Below are 18,955 nucleotides of genomic sequence, written 5' to 3'. Positions count from 1 at the left end.
ACGAGTCTAGATCAGCCCTTGGAAAAACCACATTGGGTCATTGTAGGGATCTTGTAATCCGGACAACGCGCACGACATCAGCGAATGCCTTGAGCGTCAGCCTGGGGGCCAGACAGGGTTTAGCGCCGCCCGCCCATCGTTGCTCTCTGACGAACGACACTCAGCCAACCGGTGCTTCTACCACTGACGCTTGTCCGGGCGCTCAAGACCGAGCTTTTCAATCCGGTAACGCAGCATGTCGCGGCTCAGGCCCAGCAGACGCGCAGACTTGGTGACGTTCCAGTCGGTCTTGTCGAGCATCTTGCGCATCCTGTCGCGCTCCACTTGCGGCAGGTTCATCGACTCGGCGCCATTGCGGGTGGGCCGAGGTTCGCTGTACGGCGGCTCCGGCAACATCAGCGGCTCATCCATCAGGTTCAAGCAGATGTTCAATTGGTGGGCTGCAATGGTGTCGCTCTGGGTCAGCAACACGGTTTGCTCCAGCATGTTGCGCAACTCGCGCACGTTGCCTGGCCAGGTGTAGCTGAGCAGCAACTCTTCGGCCTGGACGCTGAAGCACAAGCGCGGTTTGCCATAGCGTTTGCCGTGGATGGCCAGGAAGTGCCGGGCCAGCAGCAGCACGTCTTGCCCTCGGGCGTGCAGGCGCGGCACCTTGATCGAGATGATCCGCAAACGGAAGAACAGGTCGCGGCGAAACTTGCCCTGCTGGACCATTTGCTCAAGGTTGCATTGGGTCGCGCTGATCACCCGCACATCAACTTTGCGTTCCTTCACCGAACCGACCCGGCAAATAGTCCGGTCTTCCAGCAGTTTCAGCAGTTTGGCCTGCAGCAACAGATCCATCTCGCCGACGTCATCAAGAAACAGCGTCCCGCCGTCGGCGGCTTCCACCAGCCCGACCCGACGGTCCCTGGCGTCGGCGAAGGCGCCCTTCTCGTGGCCGAACAGTTCTGACTCCACCAGGTTGGACGGAATCGAAGCGCAGTTGAATTCGATAAACGGACCCTTGGCGCGCGGGCCGTCGAAGTGCAGCGCCCGGGCCACCAGTTCCTTGCCGGCGCCGCTTTCACCTTCCACCAATACTGGCGGCAGCTCGGTGTTGGCCTTGCGGCGCTCGGTGTCGAGCATCTGGCCGATGGTGTTTTTCAGGGAATGCATCGCCGCCGATTCGCCGATCAACGCCTGCACTCCGGACTTCTGCGCCTCGCGTTCCTGGTAGAACGACAGCATGCGCTCCATCCGGTCGGTGGCCTGGGCCTTGTCCAGCAGCAACTTGAGCACGGGCAGGGCCACCGGTTTGGTGACGTAATGGAACGCGCCCTCTTCCATCGCCATCACGGCGTCTTCAACGTTGCCGTAACCGGTCATCATGATCACCTTCAGATCCGGCGCGCTGATGCGCAGCTTCTGGATCAGATCGTGACCGCTCATGCCCGGCAGCGCGTTGTCGGTCAGCACCACGTCCGGGACAAAGGCACCCAGTTGCTCCAGTGCGTCCTCGGCCGAGTGGCAGACCGTTACCTCGAAGTCGTTGCGCTCCAGGTAAGTCTGAATGTTCTCGGCGAGGATTTCGTCATCCTCGACCAGCAGTATGCTGTGCCCCATATCCCCTCCCGTTGTCACTTTGCCGTTGAGACAAACGCAGATTCCTTGCTGCTTCTGACGGGTCAATACGACCGCGCCTTGGAGGGGAGTGTAGGTCGCAATGATCGTGATTGACGGGCCAATGATGCTATTTAGCCGCTACCGTGCAGGTCAACGTTCTATAACCCTTCCTCACGCTGATCCAACCGCTCACGCAAGAACTCGATAAACGCCTGCACCGGCCGCGACCCTTGGCGATGCTGCGGGTACACCGCCGACAACGCCAGCGGCTGCGGCCGAAAATCCTCCAGCACCGGGACCAGTCGTCCATCCTTCAGCGCCGCGCCGACAATGAACGTCGGCAGATAGGTAATTCCCATCCCGGCAATCGCCGCATCCTTGAGCAGCTCACCATTGTTAACCCGCATCCGCCCGGTGACGTTGACCGTCAGCGGCTTGCCCTTCCCTTCAAACCGCCATTGCACCTGACGACCGTGGCCATACGGCAGGCAGTCATGGTTGAGCAGGTCTTCGGGTTTGGCCGGCGTGCCGTGTTCGGCCAAGTAAGCCGGGCTGGCGCAGTAAACCCGCTGAATCGAGGCGATGCGCCGGGCAATCAGGGTCGAGTCTTCCAGCACGCCGATGCGCAGTGCCAGGTCGTAACCCTCACCGAGCAAATCCACCGGCCGATCGCTCAAGTCCACCTCCACGGTGACGTCGCGATAGCGCTGCAAAAACGCTGGCAGCAGACAGCCCAGATGCGCCAATGCAAACGACAACGGCGCGCTCAGCCGAATGGTGCCGCGGGGCTCGGTGGTCTGGCCGGCGATGCCCTGCTCCACTTGCTCGACTTCGCTGAGCAGGCGTAACGCTGATTCGTAATAACTCTGGCCCAGTGGCGTGACATCCAGCCGTCGGGTCGAGCGATTGAGCAGGCGAACGCCCAAGCGCTCCTCCAGTTGCATCAATCGGCGGCTGACGAATTGCTTGGACAGGCCCAGTTGATCGGCTGCGGCGGTGAAGCTGCCGGAGTCCATCACCTGGCAAAAAATACGCATATCTTCGAACGGGTTCATTGTCACGTCCTGGTTGACAGTCAAACACTTTATAGCCGCTTTTTCCGTTTATGGCACCCCATTAATCTGTGTCCATGGTGCAGCGACAGCCACTGCTTCTGAACCCAAAACCAATACCTGTTGGAGCTGCCGGAGGCTGCGATCTTTTTTGCGCCACGCCGACATTTCCGGAGTTCGCCCATGTCCCTCATCTACGGTCACCCCCTGTCCTGGAGCGCCCTGCTGCTGGTGATCGACGCCCTGCTCTGGCACCTCGCGCCGATCCAGCACCGCGTCACCCGCATCGGCGCTCGCGCTGCCGCTGTTCCTGATCTTCAGCGCGGTCATCATCAATGCCGGTGTCAGCCCATTACAGGCACCGATATTCGCCGACGACCGTGTGGCGCAACTCGGGGCTACAGCGCTGGGGATTCTCTGGTGGCTGTACGCCGCGCGAGTACTCACCGAAGTCATCGGCCTGGTGCTGATGCGCCGCATCGGTCACAGCGGTCGGTTGTTGCAGGATGTCATCGGCGCGTTGGTGTTTCTGGTCGCGATCGTTGCCGCTGCCGGTTATGTACTGGAGCTCCCGGTCAAAGGGCTGCTGGCGACTTCCGGGGTGGTGGCGATCGTGGTCGGTCTGGCGTTGCAGAGCACCTTGAGCGATGTGTTTTCCGGGATCGTGCTCAATACCACCAAGCCGTATCAGGTGGATGACTTTGTGGTGATCGACGGTGTTGAGGGCAAGGTGCTCGACATCGACTGGCGCGCCACCCATTTGCTCACCAGCGCCGGCACAACCGCCGTGGTGCCGAACTCGGTGGCGGCCAAGGCAAAGATCGTCAACCTGAGTCGACCGAGCAACATGCACGGCGTGTCGATCAGCATTCAAGTGCCAAACCACATCCGCCCGCGTCGGGTGCTGGATGCGCTGGATCGTACGCTTCAGGGCAGCAGCACGTTGCTGCTCAACCCGGCGCCGAAAGCGCTGTTGAAAGAGGCTGGCGAAACCATGTCCGAGTATGTAGCCAGCGGATTTATCGCCGAGTTGGGCAAGAAAGGTGAAGTGCGCAATCAACTGTTTGACCTGGCCCATCGGCACCTGGAAGCGGCGGGTATTTCCCGGCAGCTCGATGGCGTGATCGAGCCTTCGACCCGGGCGCGGGCGTTGCTGGATGAAGTGAAAATCTTCCGTTCACTGAGCGAGGACGAACGTGATCGACTGGCTCAAGCGATGGTCCCGCAGCAATACGCGGCAGGTCAGGTGGTGCTGGAGTTGAATGAAGTGCCGGACAGTCTTTTTGTCATCGCCACCGGCGTGGTCAGCGCCACCGTGCCCGACGGCACCGGGCAAACCGAAGCCGGACGCATGGGGCCGAGCGAAGTCATGGGCGAACAGAGCATCCTCACCGACACACCGTCCCAGGCCTGCTTTACGGCGTTGACGTCGAGCATCATTTATCGGATCGACAAAGCCCTGACCCGCGATTGCATGGAGCAGCGTGGCGCGGTTGGACAGGCGTTGAATAAGTTGCAGGCGGTTCGGCAGCAGAACAGTCAGTTGGCGTTGATGGCTAAACCGGTGCCGATCAAGAAAGGAGGTTTTCTGGGGTGGCTGCAAAAGCATTGATGCACCGCGCTTTTGTGGCGAGGGAGCTTGCTCCCGCTGGAGGGCGAAGCACTCCCAAAAATGGGGACTGATAGTAAAGATTTTTGGGTCTGCTGCGCAGCCCAGCGGGAGCAAGCTCCCTCGCCACAGGGGTGTTGTGTGTCAGATAGAAAAATGCCCGCACAATGGCGGGCATTTTTGTGCGCGGCGAAACTTATTTCGAGGTCAACACCGAATAGCTGTTCATCAGGTTGCGATAGTTCGGAATGCGCGGCGACAGCAGGTTCGCCAGGCCTTCCATGTCGTTGCGCCAGTCGCCTTGCAGCTCGCACGCTACCGAGAACCAGTTGACCAGTTGTGCACCGGCCGCCGACATACGCGCCCAAGCGGCTTGTTGCACGGTTTCGTTGAAAGTGCCCGAAGCGTCAGTCACCACAAACACTTCGAAGCCTTCGGCCAGGGCCGACAAGGTTGGGAACGTCACGCACACATCCGTCACCACACCGGCAATGATCAACTGCTTGCGGCCAGTGTCTTTAACGGCTTTGACGAAGTCTGCGTTGTCCCAAGCGTTGATCTGGCCTGGACGCGGGATGTACGGCGCGTCCGGGAACAGTTCCTTGAGCTCCGGCACCATCGGGCCGTTCGGGCCGTTTTCGAAGCTGGTGGTGAGGATGGTCGGCAGTTTGAAGAACTTGGCGAGGTCCGCGAGGGCCAGCACGTTGTTCTTGAATTCGTTGGGCGAGAAATCCTGCACCAGCGAGATCAGGCCAGTCTGGTGGTCGACCAGCAAGACCACCGCGTCATCTTTGTTCAGACGTTTGTACGGAACGTTGCTCATATGAAACTCCTCGGTAGTGGGATGGTGCTTATGGCGCCGGCACGTTGGGCCGGCGCTCTTTTATGTTCGTCAGAAGGCAAAGCACGAGCAGCCAAAGGCGCCCCAGAAACCCGCAAAATCGCTCACCGGCGCATTCGACAAGCGCGCCTTTTCATGGCTGTGGGAATGCACGCCGCACGGCCCGCTGCAATGGTGAACCTGAGCCTGCATCGGCGAGGTCGGGCGCCAGTGACCCGGGACTTTCACCACCGGCGACCAGTCCGGCAGTACCGGCACGCTGGCCGGGCCAAGTTTTTCGAAGTCCCCGGCGGCATACACCACTTTGCCGCCAACCACGGTCAACACCGACTCGATCCACTTGATCGCTTCTTCATCGACGCTGAAGAAGTCGGCGCTCAGGGCCGCAACGTCTGCCAATTGGCCGACCTTGATCTGGCCTTTCTTGCCCTGCTCGGACGAGAACCAGGCGCTGCCGTGGGTGAACAGCTCCAGCGCGGTCAGCCGCGACAGGCCTTCGGCGTGTAGCTCCAGGCCGCCAACGGTGCGGCCGCTGACCATCCAGTACAGCGAAGTCCAGGGGTTGTAGCTCGATACCCGCGTGGCGTCGGTGCCGGCGCCGACCGGTAGGCCTTCGGCCAACATGCGCTTGATCGGCGGGGTCGCTTCGGCGGCTTTGGCACCGTAACGCTCGACGAAATATTCGCCCTGGAACGCCATCCGGTCCTGAATTGCAATACCGCCCCCCAGCGCCCTCACCCGCTCGATGTTCTGCGGGGTAATGGTTTCGGCGTGGTCGAAAAACCACGGCAAACCGTTGAACGGAATGTCACGGTTGACCTTCTCGAACACGTCGAGCATGCGGCTGATGGATTCGTTGTAGGTCGCGTGCAAACGGAACGGCCAACGCTGCTCGACCAAGTGGCGAACCACCGGCTCCAGCTCGTCTTCCATGGTTTGCGGCAGGTCCGGGCGCGGTTCGAGGAAGTCCTCGAAATCCGCTGCCGAGAACACCAGCATTTCCCCGGCGCCGTTGTGCCGCAGGTAGTCGTCGCCCTGGTGCAGGGTCACGCTCGACGTCCAGTTCTTGAAGTCGCTGAGCTCTTCCTTGGGCTTCTGGGTGAACAAGTTGTAGGCAATACGGATCGTCAGTTGCTGATCCTTGGCCAACTGCTCGATCACCTGATAATCGTCCGGATAATTCTGGAAACCGCCGCCGGCATCGATGGCGCTGGTCAAGCCGAGGCGATTGAGTTCACGCATGAATTGGCGGGTCGAGTTGACCTGATATTCCAGCGGCAACTTCGGCCCTTTGGCCAGCGTCGAGTAGAGAATCATCGCGTTTGGACGGGCGACCAGCATGCCGGTCGGGTTACCGTTGGCATCACGCACGATTTCGCCGCCGGGCGGGTTCGGCGTGTCGCGGGTGTAACCGGCGACACGCAGGGCGGCGCGGTTGAGCAAGGCGCGGTCGTAGAGGTGCAGCACAAATACCGGGGTGTCCGGGGCAGCCTGGTTGAGTTCTTCGAGGGTCGGCATGCGTTTTTCGGCGAACTGGAATTCGTTCCAGCCACCGACCACCCGCACCCATTGCGGCGTTGGTGTGCGGTCGGCTTGATCCTTGAGCATGCGCAGGGCATCGACCAACGAAGGTACGCCTTCCCAGCGCAGTTCGAGGTTGTAGTTCAAGCCGCCACGAATCAGGTGCAAGTGCGAGTCGTTTAGGCCGGGAATGACGCAGCGGCCCTTGAGGTCGATGACCTGCGTCCCCGAACCGCGCAGGGCCATGGCTTCGCCGTCGTTACCGACCGCGACAAAGCGCCCGTCCTTGATTGCCACCGCGCTGGCCAACGGCTTCTCGCGGTCGACGGTGTGGAATTGGCCATTGAATAAAATCAGATCGGCGTTCATCGCGGTTCCTCAGGCAGATGGGAATGTGACGTGTCGGCTGTCAGCCACGGCGCGAACAGGCGCGTCGCCCGAGGCATGAACAGGTACACCACCGAAACCACGATGGTCACGGTGATCAGGAAAGTGGCGACCACGTAGTTGGACAGGAAGGCGTTGAGCTTGAGCAGCGGCCCCCAGATCAGCGGCACCAGCAAGGTGTGCGGCAAAATCACCAGCAAAGTGATCACGGCCTGCTTCCAGCGCGGCGGTGGCGAGGCGGCGTCGGCCAGTGGCGAGAACCAGAACTCATTGACCGGGTTGACCTCGGTCTGGTCGCCGTCAGCCAGCATAGGTGTGGCTTCGTTGACCAGTTCCAGGCGTTGCGGCGAGTCGAGCCACAGTTGCATCGCTTCGGTGGAGCAAAAGCGCAGCACGCAGGTGTAGGTGTCGAGGCCGGCGTTCTTGCCGCGCACCACGTCCACGCCCAAGTGCCCTTCACGCTGCCCGGCGATGCGCACGATGTTGCGCAGCCAGGCTTCGTAAGGCGCCTCGAAACCGGCCTTGACCCGGTGCTTGACGATCAGGGTCACGACTTCCTCGAAACCCTGTTTTGCAGCGTCGGCGTGGTTGGCATCAGGCATAACGAAAGACTCCGGCGAAACGATCATTGAGCGCCAGCCGTCCCGGCCCGGCGATAAGGATGCTGGTGAACACAATCAACAGCAGCCAGCCGAACTGCCCTTCGAACAGGCTCCATTGCGGATGCACAATCAACAGCGCCACCAGCAGCACACACAGAATAGGCAAGCACGCCAAACGCACCAGCACCCCGGCGACGATCAGCAGCGGGCACAGCACCTCGGCGAAGATCGCCAGGATCAGCGTCAGGTTGGCACCGAGGTGGAACGGATCTTCGATCTGTTGCAGTTGCGCGCTGTAGTCCAGCAGCTTCGGCAAGCCATGCACCCACAGCAAAAACAACCCGCCGCTGACCCGCAGAAACAACAGTCCAAGGTCCCGAGCCCATTCATCCCATTCCGCTGCGTTCATGGCGTACCTGCGCAATTGATAAATGGCCGGCATGGCTTCGCCGGCACTTGATGAGAGAGTGCCGGGGTCAGGTGGGGAAAAATTGGATGTACGTGCTCTTTTTGCGGGTGGTCTCCTGCATGAAGCCCACCACAGATCCTTGCTTGAACACCGATCCCCTGTGGGAGCGGGCTTGCTCGCGAATGCGGTGGGTCATTCAATATCTATGCTGGCTGACACTCCGTCTTCGCGAGCAAGCCCGCTCCCACATTGGATCTTCTGTCCGAATGTCCTGGGCCTGTACAAAACCTGTGGCGCGGTTGTTGAAAATCACACGGATTGAAACCGTGGATACCCGGTTGTCTTTTGAAAAGTCTCCAAAATAAAAACCACCATGACAGTTGCTCCCTCATTGGATCGGGTGTTGGTCTGGGGTTATGAGGTCTGGATATTGAGCGGTTCGGACATGAACTGACTGATCCGCGACCGCAACCATTTCTCCGCTGGGTCGTTGTCGTGCACGCCGCTCCAGGCCATCGACAATTGCGCGGCTTCGATGTGGAACGGCGGGTCTTCGGCGCGCAACGCACAGCCTTCGACCAAGGCACACGCGGCGTAATCGGGCACGGTGGCGATCATTTCCGTACCGGCAAGCAATGCGCGCAAACCGCTGAACTGCGGCACGCCCAGCACCACGCGGCGGTGGCGGCCGATCTTGGCCAGGTCGAGGTCAATGTTGCCGCTCAAGTCCCCGGAAAACGACACCATCGCATGCGGCCGTTCGCAGTATTCGTCCAGGGTCATTGGGCCAGGCCGATTATCCCCGCGCAGGACTTTGCAGGGGATGTCCCGCAGTTTCTTGCGCTTGGCATTGGCCGGTAAATCGGTGGTGTAGCTGACGCCCACGGAGATTTCCCCGGATGCCAGCAGCGCCGGCATCAGCAGGTAGTTGGCCCGGCGCACGACAACGATGATGCCTGGGGCCTCTTCCCGCAACTGACTCAATAACGGTGGAAACAGACCGAACTCGGCGTCGTCCGACAGTCCGATGCGAAACACGTCGCAACTGCTGGCCGGTTCGAATTCCTTGGCGCGGCTGACCGCCCCGGAGATGACGTCCATCGCCGGTTGCAGTTCCTTGAGAATCGCCAGCGCCCGCGCCGTCGGCTCCATGCCGCGACCGTTGCGTAGCAGCAATGGGTCGTCGAACAGATCACGCAAACGCCCCAGCGCAGCACTCACGGCCGGTTGGCCCATGAAGAGTTTTTCGGCGACCCGGGTCAGGTTCTTTTCGAACATCAGGGCTTCGAAAATCACCAGCAGGTTCATGTCGACGCGGCGCAGGTCGTTACGATTCATCAGGGTGGGTCCTTTGTGTTTTGAGCCAGTCCAGGCAGTCACTGCAAAACCCTGTGGCGAGGGAGCTTGCTCCCGCTGGGCTGCGCAGCGGCCCCAAAATTTTCGCAGCAATGCCGATTTTGTGAGTGGTGCGCACTCAAGCGGGAGCAAGCTCCCTCGCCACAGGTTACTCATCGTTCTTTGGCTTAAGGGCAATCCCCTCATCACAGATTTTGTGTTCTTCCTTGCCTAAGCACAGTGCCAGAACTCTACTCAATCAACGGCACTTTCGCCGCTCGTTTGTATGGGCCGTATTCCACCGGCACCCATTGGAAATGCTTGCCCTCGGCGGCGATATGACCGATGCCCGGAAACGGCAGGTGCGCGGCCGTGACCCAGGTTTTGCTGGCGGCCGCATCGGTGAAGACCTGGTTGCGGCTCTTGATCGCCTGCTGACTATTGACGTCAAAACCGATCGACACTTCGGGATGCAGGAATTGCACCGCCAGGTTATGCACCAAATCGCCCATGAACAAAATGCTCTGGCCGTTAGAGGTGAAGCGGTAGGTGGTGCTGCCCGGCGTGTGCCCGGCTTCCAGCGTGGCCTCGACACCCGGCACCGGCGACTGGCCGGCGTCGAAGGTTTTCGAAGCGGCCCGCCGCGACGTACGGAGCGGTCGAATCCTGGGCGATTTTGAAATACGGCTTGGCGCCTTCGGGTGCTTTGGCGATGGCTTGCGGGTCGAGCCAATAATCGGCCTCAGCCTTGGCGGCGTAGACCGTGGCGTTGGCGAAGACCGGTTTTTGCTGGCCGTCGACCAGGCCGCAGACGTGGTCCAGGTGCAGGTGGGTGAGCAGGATCGTGTCGACCTGGTCTGGCTGATAACCGGCGGCTTTCATATTGTCCGAGAGCATGCCGGCCGTGGCGCCGATGCACTGCCCTGCCCCGGTGTCCACCAGGATCAGTTGCTTGCCCGTGTTGATCAGAAACGCGTTGAACGCTGTTTGCACGCCGGGCGTTTCAATCGAGCGACGGGCCAACAGTGCGCGGATCTGACTTTGGCTCAGGCCCTTGAGCAGTTTCGGCGACAGGTCGTTGTAGCCGTCGAACAGTGCGGTGACTTCGTAATCGCCCACTGCCAAACGGAAGTAACCCGGTGCCTGGGTGCCGACCTGAGCCGGTGCCGCCGCCATGGAAATACCGGATGCCAGCGCAACCGCCAGGCCCAGTGTGCAAACCAGAGAATGCTTCATGCCTTCACCTTTGATGTCTTCAAGGAAAGCGACCTGCCAAGGCGCGCCATACGTCCCCCATCTTGCACCGACCCAACCTTCGCACACTTGCAGCGATGTGCTGAGTTAGCGCGGTTTCTCCATCCCGAACCGGGCGTGGAATTAACAACGTTTAACTCGCCTGCCAACGCCTCGCGGCCAAAAATGAAGTCCTCTGCACAGACCTGCTTTCCTAAATAAGGAAGGTGCTGATCCACCGTGCAGTGCGCCCGCGCATTCCCACCGACACGGATATTTGTCATGGCTCACGTTCAGTTCAACGCCGTCAGGGCGTCCGTCACGCCAGTGCAAAAAACCACCACCGGCGGCCTCGCGCCCTGGCGCGAAAACCTGGTCAAGCAACTGATTCTCGAAGGCCTGAGCGACTCCTTGGAAGTGACCGAACTGGCCAAGGCCTGCGCGCTGTCACGCAGTCATTTTTCCCGGGCGTTCAAGTGCAGCACCGGCCTCTCGCCGCAGGACTGGATTCGCTGCCAGCGGATCGAGCGGGCCAAGCAACTGATCCGCGACACCGACCTGACCCTGACGCAAATCAGCCTGGAATGTGGCTTCTGCGACCAAGCGCACTTCTGCCACATCTTCACCCGCAGCGAAGGCATCACGCCGTTTGCGTGGCGGTGTCAGGTGGTGCGTTCCCCTGTGTTTAACCGCAAAAGATCGCAGCCTTCGGTAGCTCCTACAGGGTTATGCGTACATCCGTAAATCCAGTGAACACAGTTCCTTGTGGGAGCGAGCTTGCTCGCGATAGCGCCGTCATATTCAACACATTGGTTGACTGACACACCGCTATCGCGAGCAAGCTCGCTCCCACAGTTTTGATTTGTGTTTGATCAGGCTTTGAGGCGATCTCAAGGACGCCATCGCCGGCAAGCCGTGCTCCTACAGGGTTATGCGTGCATTCGTAATGCTGTGAACACCGTGTATGTGGGAGCGGGCTTACTCGCGAAGGCGTCGTGTCAGCCAACATCAATGTTGAATGCCACACCGCTTTCGCGAGCAAGCCCGCTCCCACAGTTTTTTCCTTGATCAGCCCTTAAGGAACGCCAGCAGATCTTCGTTGAGTTGGTCCTTGTGGGTATCGGTCAAGCCATGCGGCGCGCCCGGATAAACCTTCAGCGTCGAGCCCTTGACCAGCCGGGCCGAGGCAATCCCCGCCGCCTCAATCGGCACCACCTGATCCGCATCGCCGTGCACCACCAGCGTCGGCACGTCGAACTTCTTCAGGTCTTCGGTGAAGTCGGTTTCCGAGAAAGCCTTGATGCAGTCATAGGCATTCTTGTGGCCGGAGGTCATGCCTTGCAGCCAGAACCAGTCGATCATGCCCTGTGACGGTTTGGCGCCCGGTTTATTGAAGCCGAAGAACGGCCCGCTGGCGAGGTCGATGTAGAGCTGCGAACGGTCCACCAAAGAGGCCTGACGAATACCATCAAACACTTCCAGAGGCAGGCCGCCGGGGTTGGCTTCGGTCTTGAGCATCAGCGGCGGCACCGAGGAAATCAGCCCGGCTTTTGCGACCCGGCCAGTGCCGTGACGACCGATATAGCGCGCCACTTCACCACCGCCGGTGGAGAAGCCGAACAGCACGGCGTTTTTCAGGTCCAGCAGTTCGATCAACTGCGCCAGGTCGTCGGCGTAGGTGTCCATGTCGTTGCCGGTCCACGGTTGGCTGGAGCGGCCATGGCCACGACGGTCGTGGGCGATGACCCGATAGCCTTTGGACGCAAGAAAGATCATCTGCGATTCCCAACTATCGGCATTCAGCGGCCAGCCGTGGCTGAGGAGGACCGGCTGTCCTGTCGCCCTGGTCGGTGTAGTAGATCTCGGTACCGTCGCGGGTGGTGAATGTGCTCATGAGGCGTACTCCTTTGGGGGTGTTTGGGGGATCAAATCGGTGAGTGATGCAGACGTTCGGCCAGCCGCGCGACCCGCTCGCCCAAGTGCGCGGCGGTGCAACGGTCTTCGGGTGGCGGTGCGTCGTCGGGAGACTGTTCGACATTTGACTGGGCCATGGCGCCCAGCGAACTGCCCAGGCGATTGAGTTGCCCGTCGAACAGCCCGGTGCTGCTGCGCGCCGGCAGCACGTCGAGGCCGACCCAGATCATCGAATGCTGGGCGGCGAACACGGCCATCTGCAGCAAAGTGTTGAGCTTGTCGCCGCACAGGCAGCCGGAATTGGTGAACCCTGCAGCGAGTTTGTCGCGCCAGGGCTGGGCCAGGTAGAACGCCGCCGTGGCCTCCATGAAGCCTTTGAAGGATGCTGAAGCGCTGCCCATGTAGGTCGGGGCGCCGAAGATGATCGCGTCCGCCCGGTGCAAGTGTTCCCACTGCGTGTCCACGTCTTCCACCGAAATCAGCCGACAGGTGCTGCCCACATGCCGTTCCACGCCCAGGACCACGGCTTCGGCCATGACTCGGGTGTGCCCGTAGCCACTGTGATAGACCACCACCACATCGCTCATTCCGGCATCCTCCAGAAGTGTCCATTCCTTTTACAGCGCGAAGACAGAGATCTTCGTTGGACTTGAAGCCCTAGAGTTTTGGGCGTAGACCTGATGCTCGACGAGTTAAACGTTGTTAATTTACAAAACCGCGCCTGATGCCCCAACGCCCTTTTTGTCACACTCGCGCCCAATAAATACGAGGTGACGAGCAGTGCAGGGAACGTGACAGTCGCAGCGAATACCTGACAGTCTGCCGAGCCCTCATTGCACTGCCGGACAATCCTGAGGAATATGCTCGGAAACCGCGTACTAGACGGATGCAAGCAGGAGTAACCCGTTGACCCTTTCCCCCGATCAGGCCGTGCATTTCGGCCCTTACCGGATCTACCCGGGACAACGTCTGGTGCTGGAAGGCGACCAGCCTTTGCGCCTGGGTCGACGTGCCATGGATATTTTGTTGATCCTGCTGGAGCACGCCGGGAATGTGGTCAGCAAGCAGCAATTGATCGCGCAGGTGTGGCCCAAAAGCGTCGTCGAAGACATCAATTTGCGGGTGCACATGGCGGCATTGCGCAAAGCCCTCGGCGACGGTCAGGCCGGCCAGCGCTACATCGTCACGGTGGCTCAGCGCGGTTACAGTTTTGTGGCGCCGTTCTCGCTGGCGTCTATCGAGCAGCACCCCGACAACGAGGCCCCCGAACCGCGCCGACATAACCTGCCGGTGCGCCGCACCCGACTGATCGGGCGTCAGCACCTGGTGGACAGCTTGGTGACACATCTCGCCCGCCAGCGCTTCATCACCCTGGTCGGCCCCGGCGGTATCGGCAAGACCACCGTGGCCCTGCGGGTGGCCGAACAACTGATCGGTCATTACCGCGACGGCATTCGCTTGTTGGACCTCGCGCCACTCAATGACCCGGCGATGATCACTGCGCATCTGGCGACACTGCTGGACCTGGCGCTGCACGACGGCGAGCCGATGAATAGCCTGGCGACCTGCCTGCGGGAACGGCAGATGCTGCTGGTGATCGACAACTGCGAACACCTGATTGATGAGATTGCGCTGCTGTGCGAAGGCATTCTGCGTGGCGCACCGCAGGTGCATATTCTGGCCACCAGTCGCGAGAGCCTTCGGGCCGAAGGCGAGTACGTGCAACGCCTGGAATCGCTGGATTGCCCGCCACCCATCGCCGTGCTCGACCGCGCCCAGACCTTGAGTTTTTCCGCCCTGCAATTGTTCGTCGAGCGGGCGATGGCCAACCACGACAGTTTCGAACTGAGCGATGAAGAGCTGCCCTTGGCGATTGAAATTTGCCAGCGTCTGGACGGCATTCCGTTGGCCATCGAACTGGCGGCCGCGCAAGTCGCCGACCTCGGCATCAATGGCTTGCTGACGCAACTGCAAGGCAGTTTTCGCCTGCTGACCCAAGGAAGTCAGACAACGCTGGGCCGGCATCAGACCCTGCGCGCGACGCTGGACTGGAGCTTTGAACTGCTCAGTGTTTGCGAGCAGACGTGCCTTCGTCGATTAGGGCTGTTCAAGGGCGGTTTCACGCTGGAATCCGCAGCGGCGGTGATCGTTGGCGAACACATCGAACCCAACCTGGTGCTTGCCTCGATCACGCAACTGGTGGCCAAGTCGTTACTGAACGTGGAAGTGGGCGATGAAGAGGTGTTCTATCGCCTGCTCGACACCACCCGCAGCTATGCCCTGGAAAAACTTCACCTGGCCGCAGAGGTGTCGGACACCCGTCAACGGCATGCCGAACGCTGCCTGGCCTTGATGCAACAGGCTCAGGACGACTGGGAGCAAACCCCCACTCACCTGTGGATCGAACGTTACGCCCGAGGCCTTGAAGACATCCGCGCCGCCCTCGAATGGGGCTTGCACGCGAACGGGCCGCAGATGCTGGCGATCCGCTTGACCGCCAGCTCGATGCCGCTGTGGCAGGAACTCTCGCTGCTCAAGGAACACGGCGTGTACGTGCGCCGGGCCTTGGCGTGCTCGATGCCGCCGCCGAGCCCTGCCCTCGCCTGACCATCGCCCTGAAGCTCGCCCTCGGCAGCTCCTGTTACCACGCCCAGGGCGGCACCGCCGAAACCGTCGACGCCTTCGTCAGCGCCAGAACCCTGGCTGAACGTTACGATGACGTTGCCGGTCAGTTGCGGGCGGTGTCCGGGCACATGGCGGTCAATCTCTGCAGCGGCAACTATCAAATGGCCCTGGAGCAGAGCCAGCAGTTCGACCGATTGGGGCTGCACGGCGATGCAGTGTTGTCGCTGAGCACCCACCGTTTGCGCGTGCTGGCGCTGCACTTTTCCGGGGATCAGCAACAGGCGCGGGAGCATGCCGAGCAAGTCATCCAGCGCATGGCCCAAAGCGGCCACCTCAACCGCTTCACCCACGGTTTTGGCGTGCAGTACGATCAGAGCGTCGCGGCGCTAACGATTCTGGCGCGGATTCTCTGGCTGCAAGGCCAGCCGGAACAAGCCTGGCGCACTGCCCGGCAGGCGCTGGACATCGCGATCCAGATCAACCACGGCACGTCCATCTGCTACACCCTGGCGCTGTCCGGTTGCCTGATCGCCCATTACAACGGCGACACGGCTACCGCCCGCGAACTCTTGCGTATGTTGCTGGAGCAAGCGCAGAAGCATTCGGTGGTGCTGTTTTATAACTGGGCGCGGCAGTATGCGCAGGTGATTGAAGGGGCCGAGGGGCCTTCGCTAGCGGGTGTCGGGCTAGTGAAAGAGATCATGGTGACGCTGGATGGTGGTTTTGTTGATGGCGCGTTGTTGGCGCGTGCTGAAAGCGGCGCGGCGGGTTGGAGTACGGCGGAGATTCTTCGGGTTCGGGGGAGGCGTTGGTTGCTGAGGAGAACTTGTTAGAGGTGGGTTGTCTGGGCGGGCGCCTTCGCGAGCAAGCCCGCTCCCACAGGGGGAGGCGGTGCTGCTTGAGGCGTTGGCGGTGGCGAAAAGTCAGGGAGCGCTGGCTTGGGAGCTGCGCAGTGCCACTTCATTGGCGCAACTTTGGCAGCGTCGGGGTCACGCGCAGCGAGCTTATGAGTTGCTGGCGCCGATTTATGGGCGATTTACCGAAGGTTTTGCTACGCCGGACCTGACGAAAGTCCGGCGTTTACTCGATGAGCTCGCCGGGCAATTGCACGCCTGAGATCCAGCGCGCGCGGCTGATGTAGTGCGCATGGCTCAGTTCGAGCGCACGCAGGTGGCCGCTGTGTTCGAGTTTCTCCAGGGCATAGGTGCGCGTGGTGTGAAGGAAGCGATAACGGGGCACGCCACTGCCCTGCTCTATTGAAAGCAGCGATTTGCGCGCCAGTCGTTCCACCACGTCCAACAGGTGCATGGGCGGCAGTGAGGCGCAGCTGATCACGCCAATCACCGCGTCGAGGGTGAAGGCCATTTTGAACACCGCCAAGCGCTGCCACACCGTTTGCTCCAGCGGGCTCAGCCGTTCGTAACTCCAGTCCAGCGCGGCTTTGAGGGTCTGATGGCGTGGCACGGCGGTGCGGCGGCCCTGGGTCAGCAATTGGAAACAGTTGTCCAGTTGCGCGTGCAGCCCGACCAGCGCCAATGCATCAATCTGCGCGGCGGCCAGTTCGATGGCCAAGGGCAAACCGTCGAGCCGCCGACAGATGTCGCGCACGGCTTTGAGGTCTTGCTCGCGCAGAGTAAAGCCCTGCTGACGGGCACGGGCACGGCTGACAAACAGCTGCACCGCCGAGTAACCCATGGCTTCGGCCACATTGTGCAATGCCGAGGCTGGCGGCACCGCCAAGGGCGGCAACCGCAACACGGTTTCGCCGAGAGCCTGGAGCGGTTCACGGCTGGTGGCCAGGATCGACAGGCGCGGCGCGGCGGCCAACAGATCATCGACCAAGGTGCGACAGCGTTCGAGCAGGTGTTCACAGTTGTCGAGCACCAGCAACGCATGCCGTGGCGCAAGGCCAGCGTCGAGTTCCAGGGTTTGAAGCAATTGATCGACCACCTGCGACGGGTCGTCGATAGCTGCCAAGTCGATGATCCAGACACCATCGCGGTAGTGCTGCAACAGCAACTCAGCCACGCGCAAGGCCACGGTGGTCTTGCCGATCCCGGCCGGGCCGACCAGGGTCATGAACCGTCGAACCGGCAACTGGCGCACCACACTGCCGACGATCGAATCTCGACCGGTAATCGATGTGAGTCGTGCCGGCAGATTGTGCTGGGGCTTATGCAAGCTGTCGATGAACACCGGCGTGCCTTCCAGCACACGTTCGACCGGGGCGATGAAGCTGTAGCCGCGCTGCGGAATGTTGACGATGTAGCGCTCGCCGTTCTGGCCATCACCGAGGGCCCGGCGCAGAGCCGCGATGTGTACGCGCAGGTTAATCTCTTCGACCACCGACGTCGGCCAGACCCGGGCGATCAATTCGTCCTTACTGACGACGTGGCCGGCGCGTTCGACCAGCACCTGCAAAATGTCCAGCGCCCGCCCGCCCATGCGCAGCGCCCGATCACCGTCCAGGATCAGCCGTTGGTTGGGGTGGAACGCGTAGGGGCCGAACCGCAGCGCCGCATCGCTGGTTAAATCTCTGAGGCTGTTCATGCACGTTCTCGTGCTGAAAACCTGGTCGGCTCAAGGTACTGCAAAGTCCGTCGAGCACGCCCATCCAGGCTCCCGCATCTCCATCGCAAAGAGTTCACGGGTATCTTGGCAGGCATCGATGACCACACAACTACCGTACTGGGAGCATTACGGACATCACGGTGCGCACAACGGACACAACCGCTCTAGCTGAACTGTTCGCGGTACTGCGCGGGGGTCAAACCGAGCTTTTCACTAAACAAAAAACGCATGTGCCGCACGCTGCCGAAGCCGCTTTTGTAGGCCACGGTCTTGAGCGGTGCGTCGCTGGTTTCCAGCAGATTTCGCGCACGATCAATGCGCGCACTTTGCAGGAACTCCATGGGCGTCATGTTCACTTCCCGAGCAAACAGCCGGGCGAAGTGCCGCGAACTCATGTTCGCCAGGCTCGCCATGCGTTCGATGCTGAAGGCTTCGTCGAGGTGTTCGAGTACGTAGTTCTGTACTCGGGTAATGGGGGTTTCGTGCGGGGCGACAGCAGCCATCAGCGGACTGAACTGCGCCTGCCCGCCCTGGCGTTTCATCACCACCAGCAGCACTTTGGCCACATCCTGGGCGACTTTTTTGCCGTGGTCCTGGGCGACCACTGCCAAAGCCAGGTCGATGCCAGCCGTCACACCACCGGAGGTGATCAGGTTACGGTCCTCAACGAAGATTTGATCGGTTTGCACCGTTGCCTTGGGGAAGCCTTTGATCAACCGTTCGGTGTAGTGCCAGTGAGTGGTGACGCGAAAACCGTCCAGCAACCCGGCATACCCGAGCACAAACGCGCCGGTGCAGATCGAGCCATAACGCTCGGCCCGGGCAACGGCCCCGCGCAGCCAGGCCAGCAGAGGCTCGCTTTTTTCGTTGTAGGCACCGGGACCGCCCGGCACCAGCAGCAAGTCGTAACCGTCGCAGGCCTGATCGATATGCAGGTCGGCCTGGACGCTGACGCCATTGGAAGCACGCAACGGACCGTGCTCGGTGCCGATCATCGACAACACATAGTGGTCGGCCGGTTCCAGATAACGGTTGGCGATGGAAAACACCTCCATGGGCCCGGCCATGTCGAGCAGGAGAAAGTTGGGGAACAGCACCATTGCCACGGTTTTCATGGAGTGGACATCACTGAGGTTATAAAAAGAGAACTGCCCGTCGGTTAAACACCGATCCACTGTGGGAGCGGGCTTGCTCGCGAAAGCGGTGTATCAGGCACCCACAATGTTGAATGTGATGCCGCCTTCGCGAGCA

Annotated in this window: 11 protein-coding genes and 4 pseudogenes; 3 read left to right on the top strand and 12 right to left on the bottom strand. The window is 60.9% G+C overall.

The annotated features are described in order from the left end of the window. Positions 1-177 precede the first annotated feature (177 nt). Positions 178-1,605 carry a sigma-54-dependent transcriptional regulator gene (locus RHM58_RS20850; protein WP_322268044.1) on the bottom strand — a complete coding sequence of 476 codons (1,428 nt, stop codon included), beginning with the start codon at positions 1,603-1,605 and terminating at the stop codon, positions 178-180. 158 nt (positions 1,606-1,763) lie between these two features. After that, positions 1,764-2,660 carry a LysR family transcriptional regulator gene (locus tag RHM58_RS20845; RefSeq protein WP_322268042.1) on the bottom strand — a complete coding sequence of 299 codons (897 nt, stop codon included), beginning with the start codon at positions 2,658-2,660 and terminating at the stop codon, positions 1,764-1,766. Positions 2,661-2,840: 180 nt separating this feature from the next. On the opposite strand from RHM58_RS20845, the pseudogene RHM58_RS20840 reads away from it, so the two are divergent. Further along, positions 2,841-4,269 (top strand): annotated as a pseudogene (locus RHM58_RS20840) (mechanosensitive ion channel domain-containing protein). Between the two features lie 193 nt (positions 4,270-4,462). On the opposite strand, the gene ycaC reads toward RHM58_RS20840, so the two are convergent. From ycaC to RHM58_RS20810, 6 genes and pseudogenes are all read right to left on the bottom strand, one after another. After that, positions 4,463-5,089, bottom strand: a complete 627-nt coding sequence (gene ycaC, locus RHM58_RS20835) for an isochorismate family cysteine hydrolase YcaC (protein WP_201256122.1) — start codon at positions 5,087-5,089, stop codon at positions 4,463-4,465. Positions 5,090-5,158: 69 nt separating this feature from the next. Further along, complete coding sequence (locus tag RHM58_RS20830) at positions 5,159-6,997, bottom strand: amidohydrolase (protein ID WP_322268041.1); 1,839 nt, start codon at positions 6,995-6,997, stop codon at positions 5,159-5,161. Beyond that, the gene (locus RHM58_RS20825) at positions 6,994-7,617 is read right to left on the bottom strand and encodes an antibiotic biosynthesis monooxygenase (RefSeq protein ID WP_322268040.1); all 624 of its coding nucleotides are present in this window, start codon (positions 7,615-7,617) and stop codon (positions 6,994-6,996) included. Before RHM58_RS20825 ends, RHM58_RS20830 begins: the two co-directional genes overlap by 4 nt. Continuing rightward, positions 7,610-8,026 (bottom strand): DoxX family protein, encoded by a 417-nt coding sequence (locus RHM58_RS20820; protein WP_201256145.1) that lies wholly within the window; start codon positions 8,024-8,026, stop codon positions 7,610-7,612. Before RHM58_RS20820 ends, RHM58_RS20825 begins: the two co-directional genes overlap by 8 nt. Before the next feature lie 414 nt (positions 8,027-8,440). Then, a complete protein-coding gene (locus RHM58_RS20815; protein ID WP_201256120.1) occupies positions 8,441-9,364 on the bottom strand; it encodes a LysR family transcriptional regulator in 924 nt (307 codons plus the stop codon). Between the two features lie 248 nt (positions 9,365-9,612). Then, positions 9,613-10,597 (bottom strand): annotated as a pseudogene (locus RHM58_RS20810) (MBL fold metallo-hydrolase). Positions 10,598-10,876: 279 nt separating this feature from the next. Here RHM58_RS20810 and RHM58_RS20805 point away from each other — a divergent pair. Continuing rightward, entirely contained in the window at positions 10,877-11,338 is a 462-nt protein-coding gene (locus tag RHM58_RS20805; protein WP_201256118.1) for a helix-turn-helix domain-containing protein, read from the top strand. A 324-nt stretch (positions 11,339-11,662) separates the two neighbouring features. On the opposite strand, the pseudogene RHM58_RS20800 reads toward RHM58_RS20805, so the two are convergent. Together RHM58_RS20800 and RHM58_RS20795 are read right to left on the bottom strand one after the other, a co-directional pair. Beyond that, positions 11,663-12,488: pseudogene (locus RHM58_RS20800) on the bottom strand (alpha/beta fold hydrolase). Between the two features lie 31 nt (positions 12,489-12,519). Beyond that, complete coding sequence (locus RHM58_RS20795; RefSeq protein WP_322268039.1) at positions 12,520-13,095, bottom strand: flavodoxin family protein; 576 nt, start codon at positions 13,093-13,095, stop codon at positions 12,520-12,522. Between the two features lie 319 nt (positions 13,096-13,414). On the opposite strand from RHM58_RS20795, the pseudogene RHM58_RS20790 reads away from it, so the two are divergent. Next, positions 13,415-16,249: pseudogene (locus RHM58_RS20790) on the top strand (ATP-binding protein). Here the strand turns inward: RHM58_RS20790 and RHM58_RS20785 are convergent. Then, positions 16,214-17,683 carry an ATP-binding protein gene (locus RHM58_RS20785; RefSeq protein ID WP_322268038.1) on the bottom strand — a complete coding sequence of 490 codons (1,470 nt, stop codon included), beginning with the start codon at positions 17,681-17,683 and terminating at the stop codon, positions 16,214-16,216. The pseudogene RHM58_RS20790 and the gene RHM58_RS20785 sit on opposite strands and share 36 nt — an antisense overlap. A 185-nt stretch (positions 17,684-17,868) precedes the next feature. Further along, a complete protein-coding gene (locus RHM58_RS20780) occupies positions 17,869-18,819 on the bottom strand; it encodes a GlxA family transcriptional regulator (protein WP_322268037.1) in 951 nt (316 codons plus the stop codon). Positions 18,820-18,955 lie beyond the last annotated feature (136 nt).

It is taken from the genome of Pseudomonas sp. 10S4 (genome assembly GCF_034344865.1).
Taxonomy (GTDB): Bacteria; Pseudomonadota; Gammaproteobacteria; order Pseudomonadales; family Pseudomonadaceae; genus Aquipseudomonas.
The sequence above is the reverse complement of the archived record's forward strand: the minus strand, read 5'-3'. Positions and strand labels throughout refer to the sequence as shown.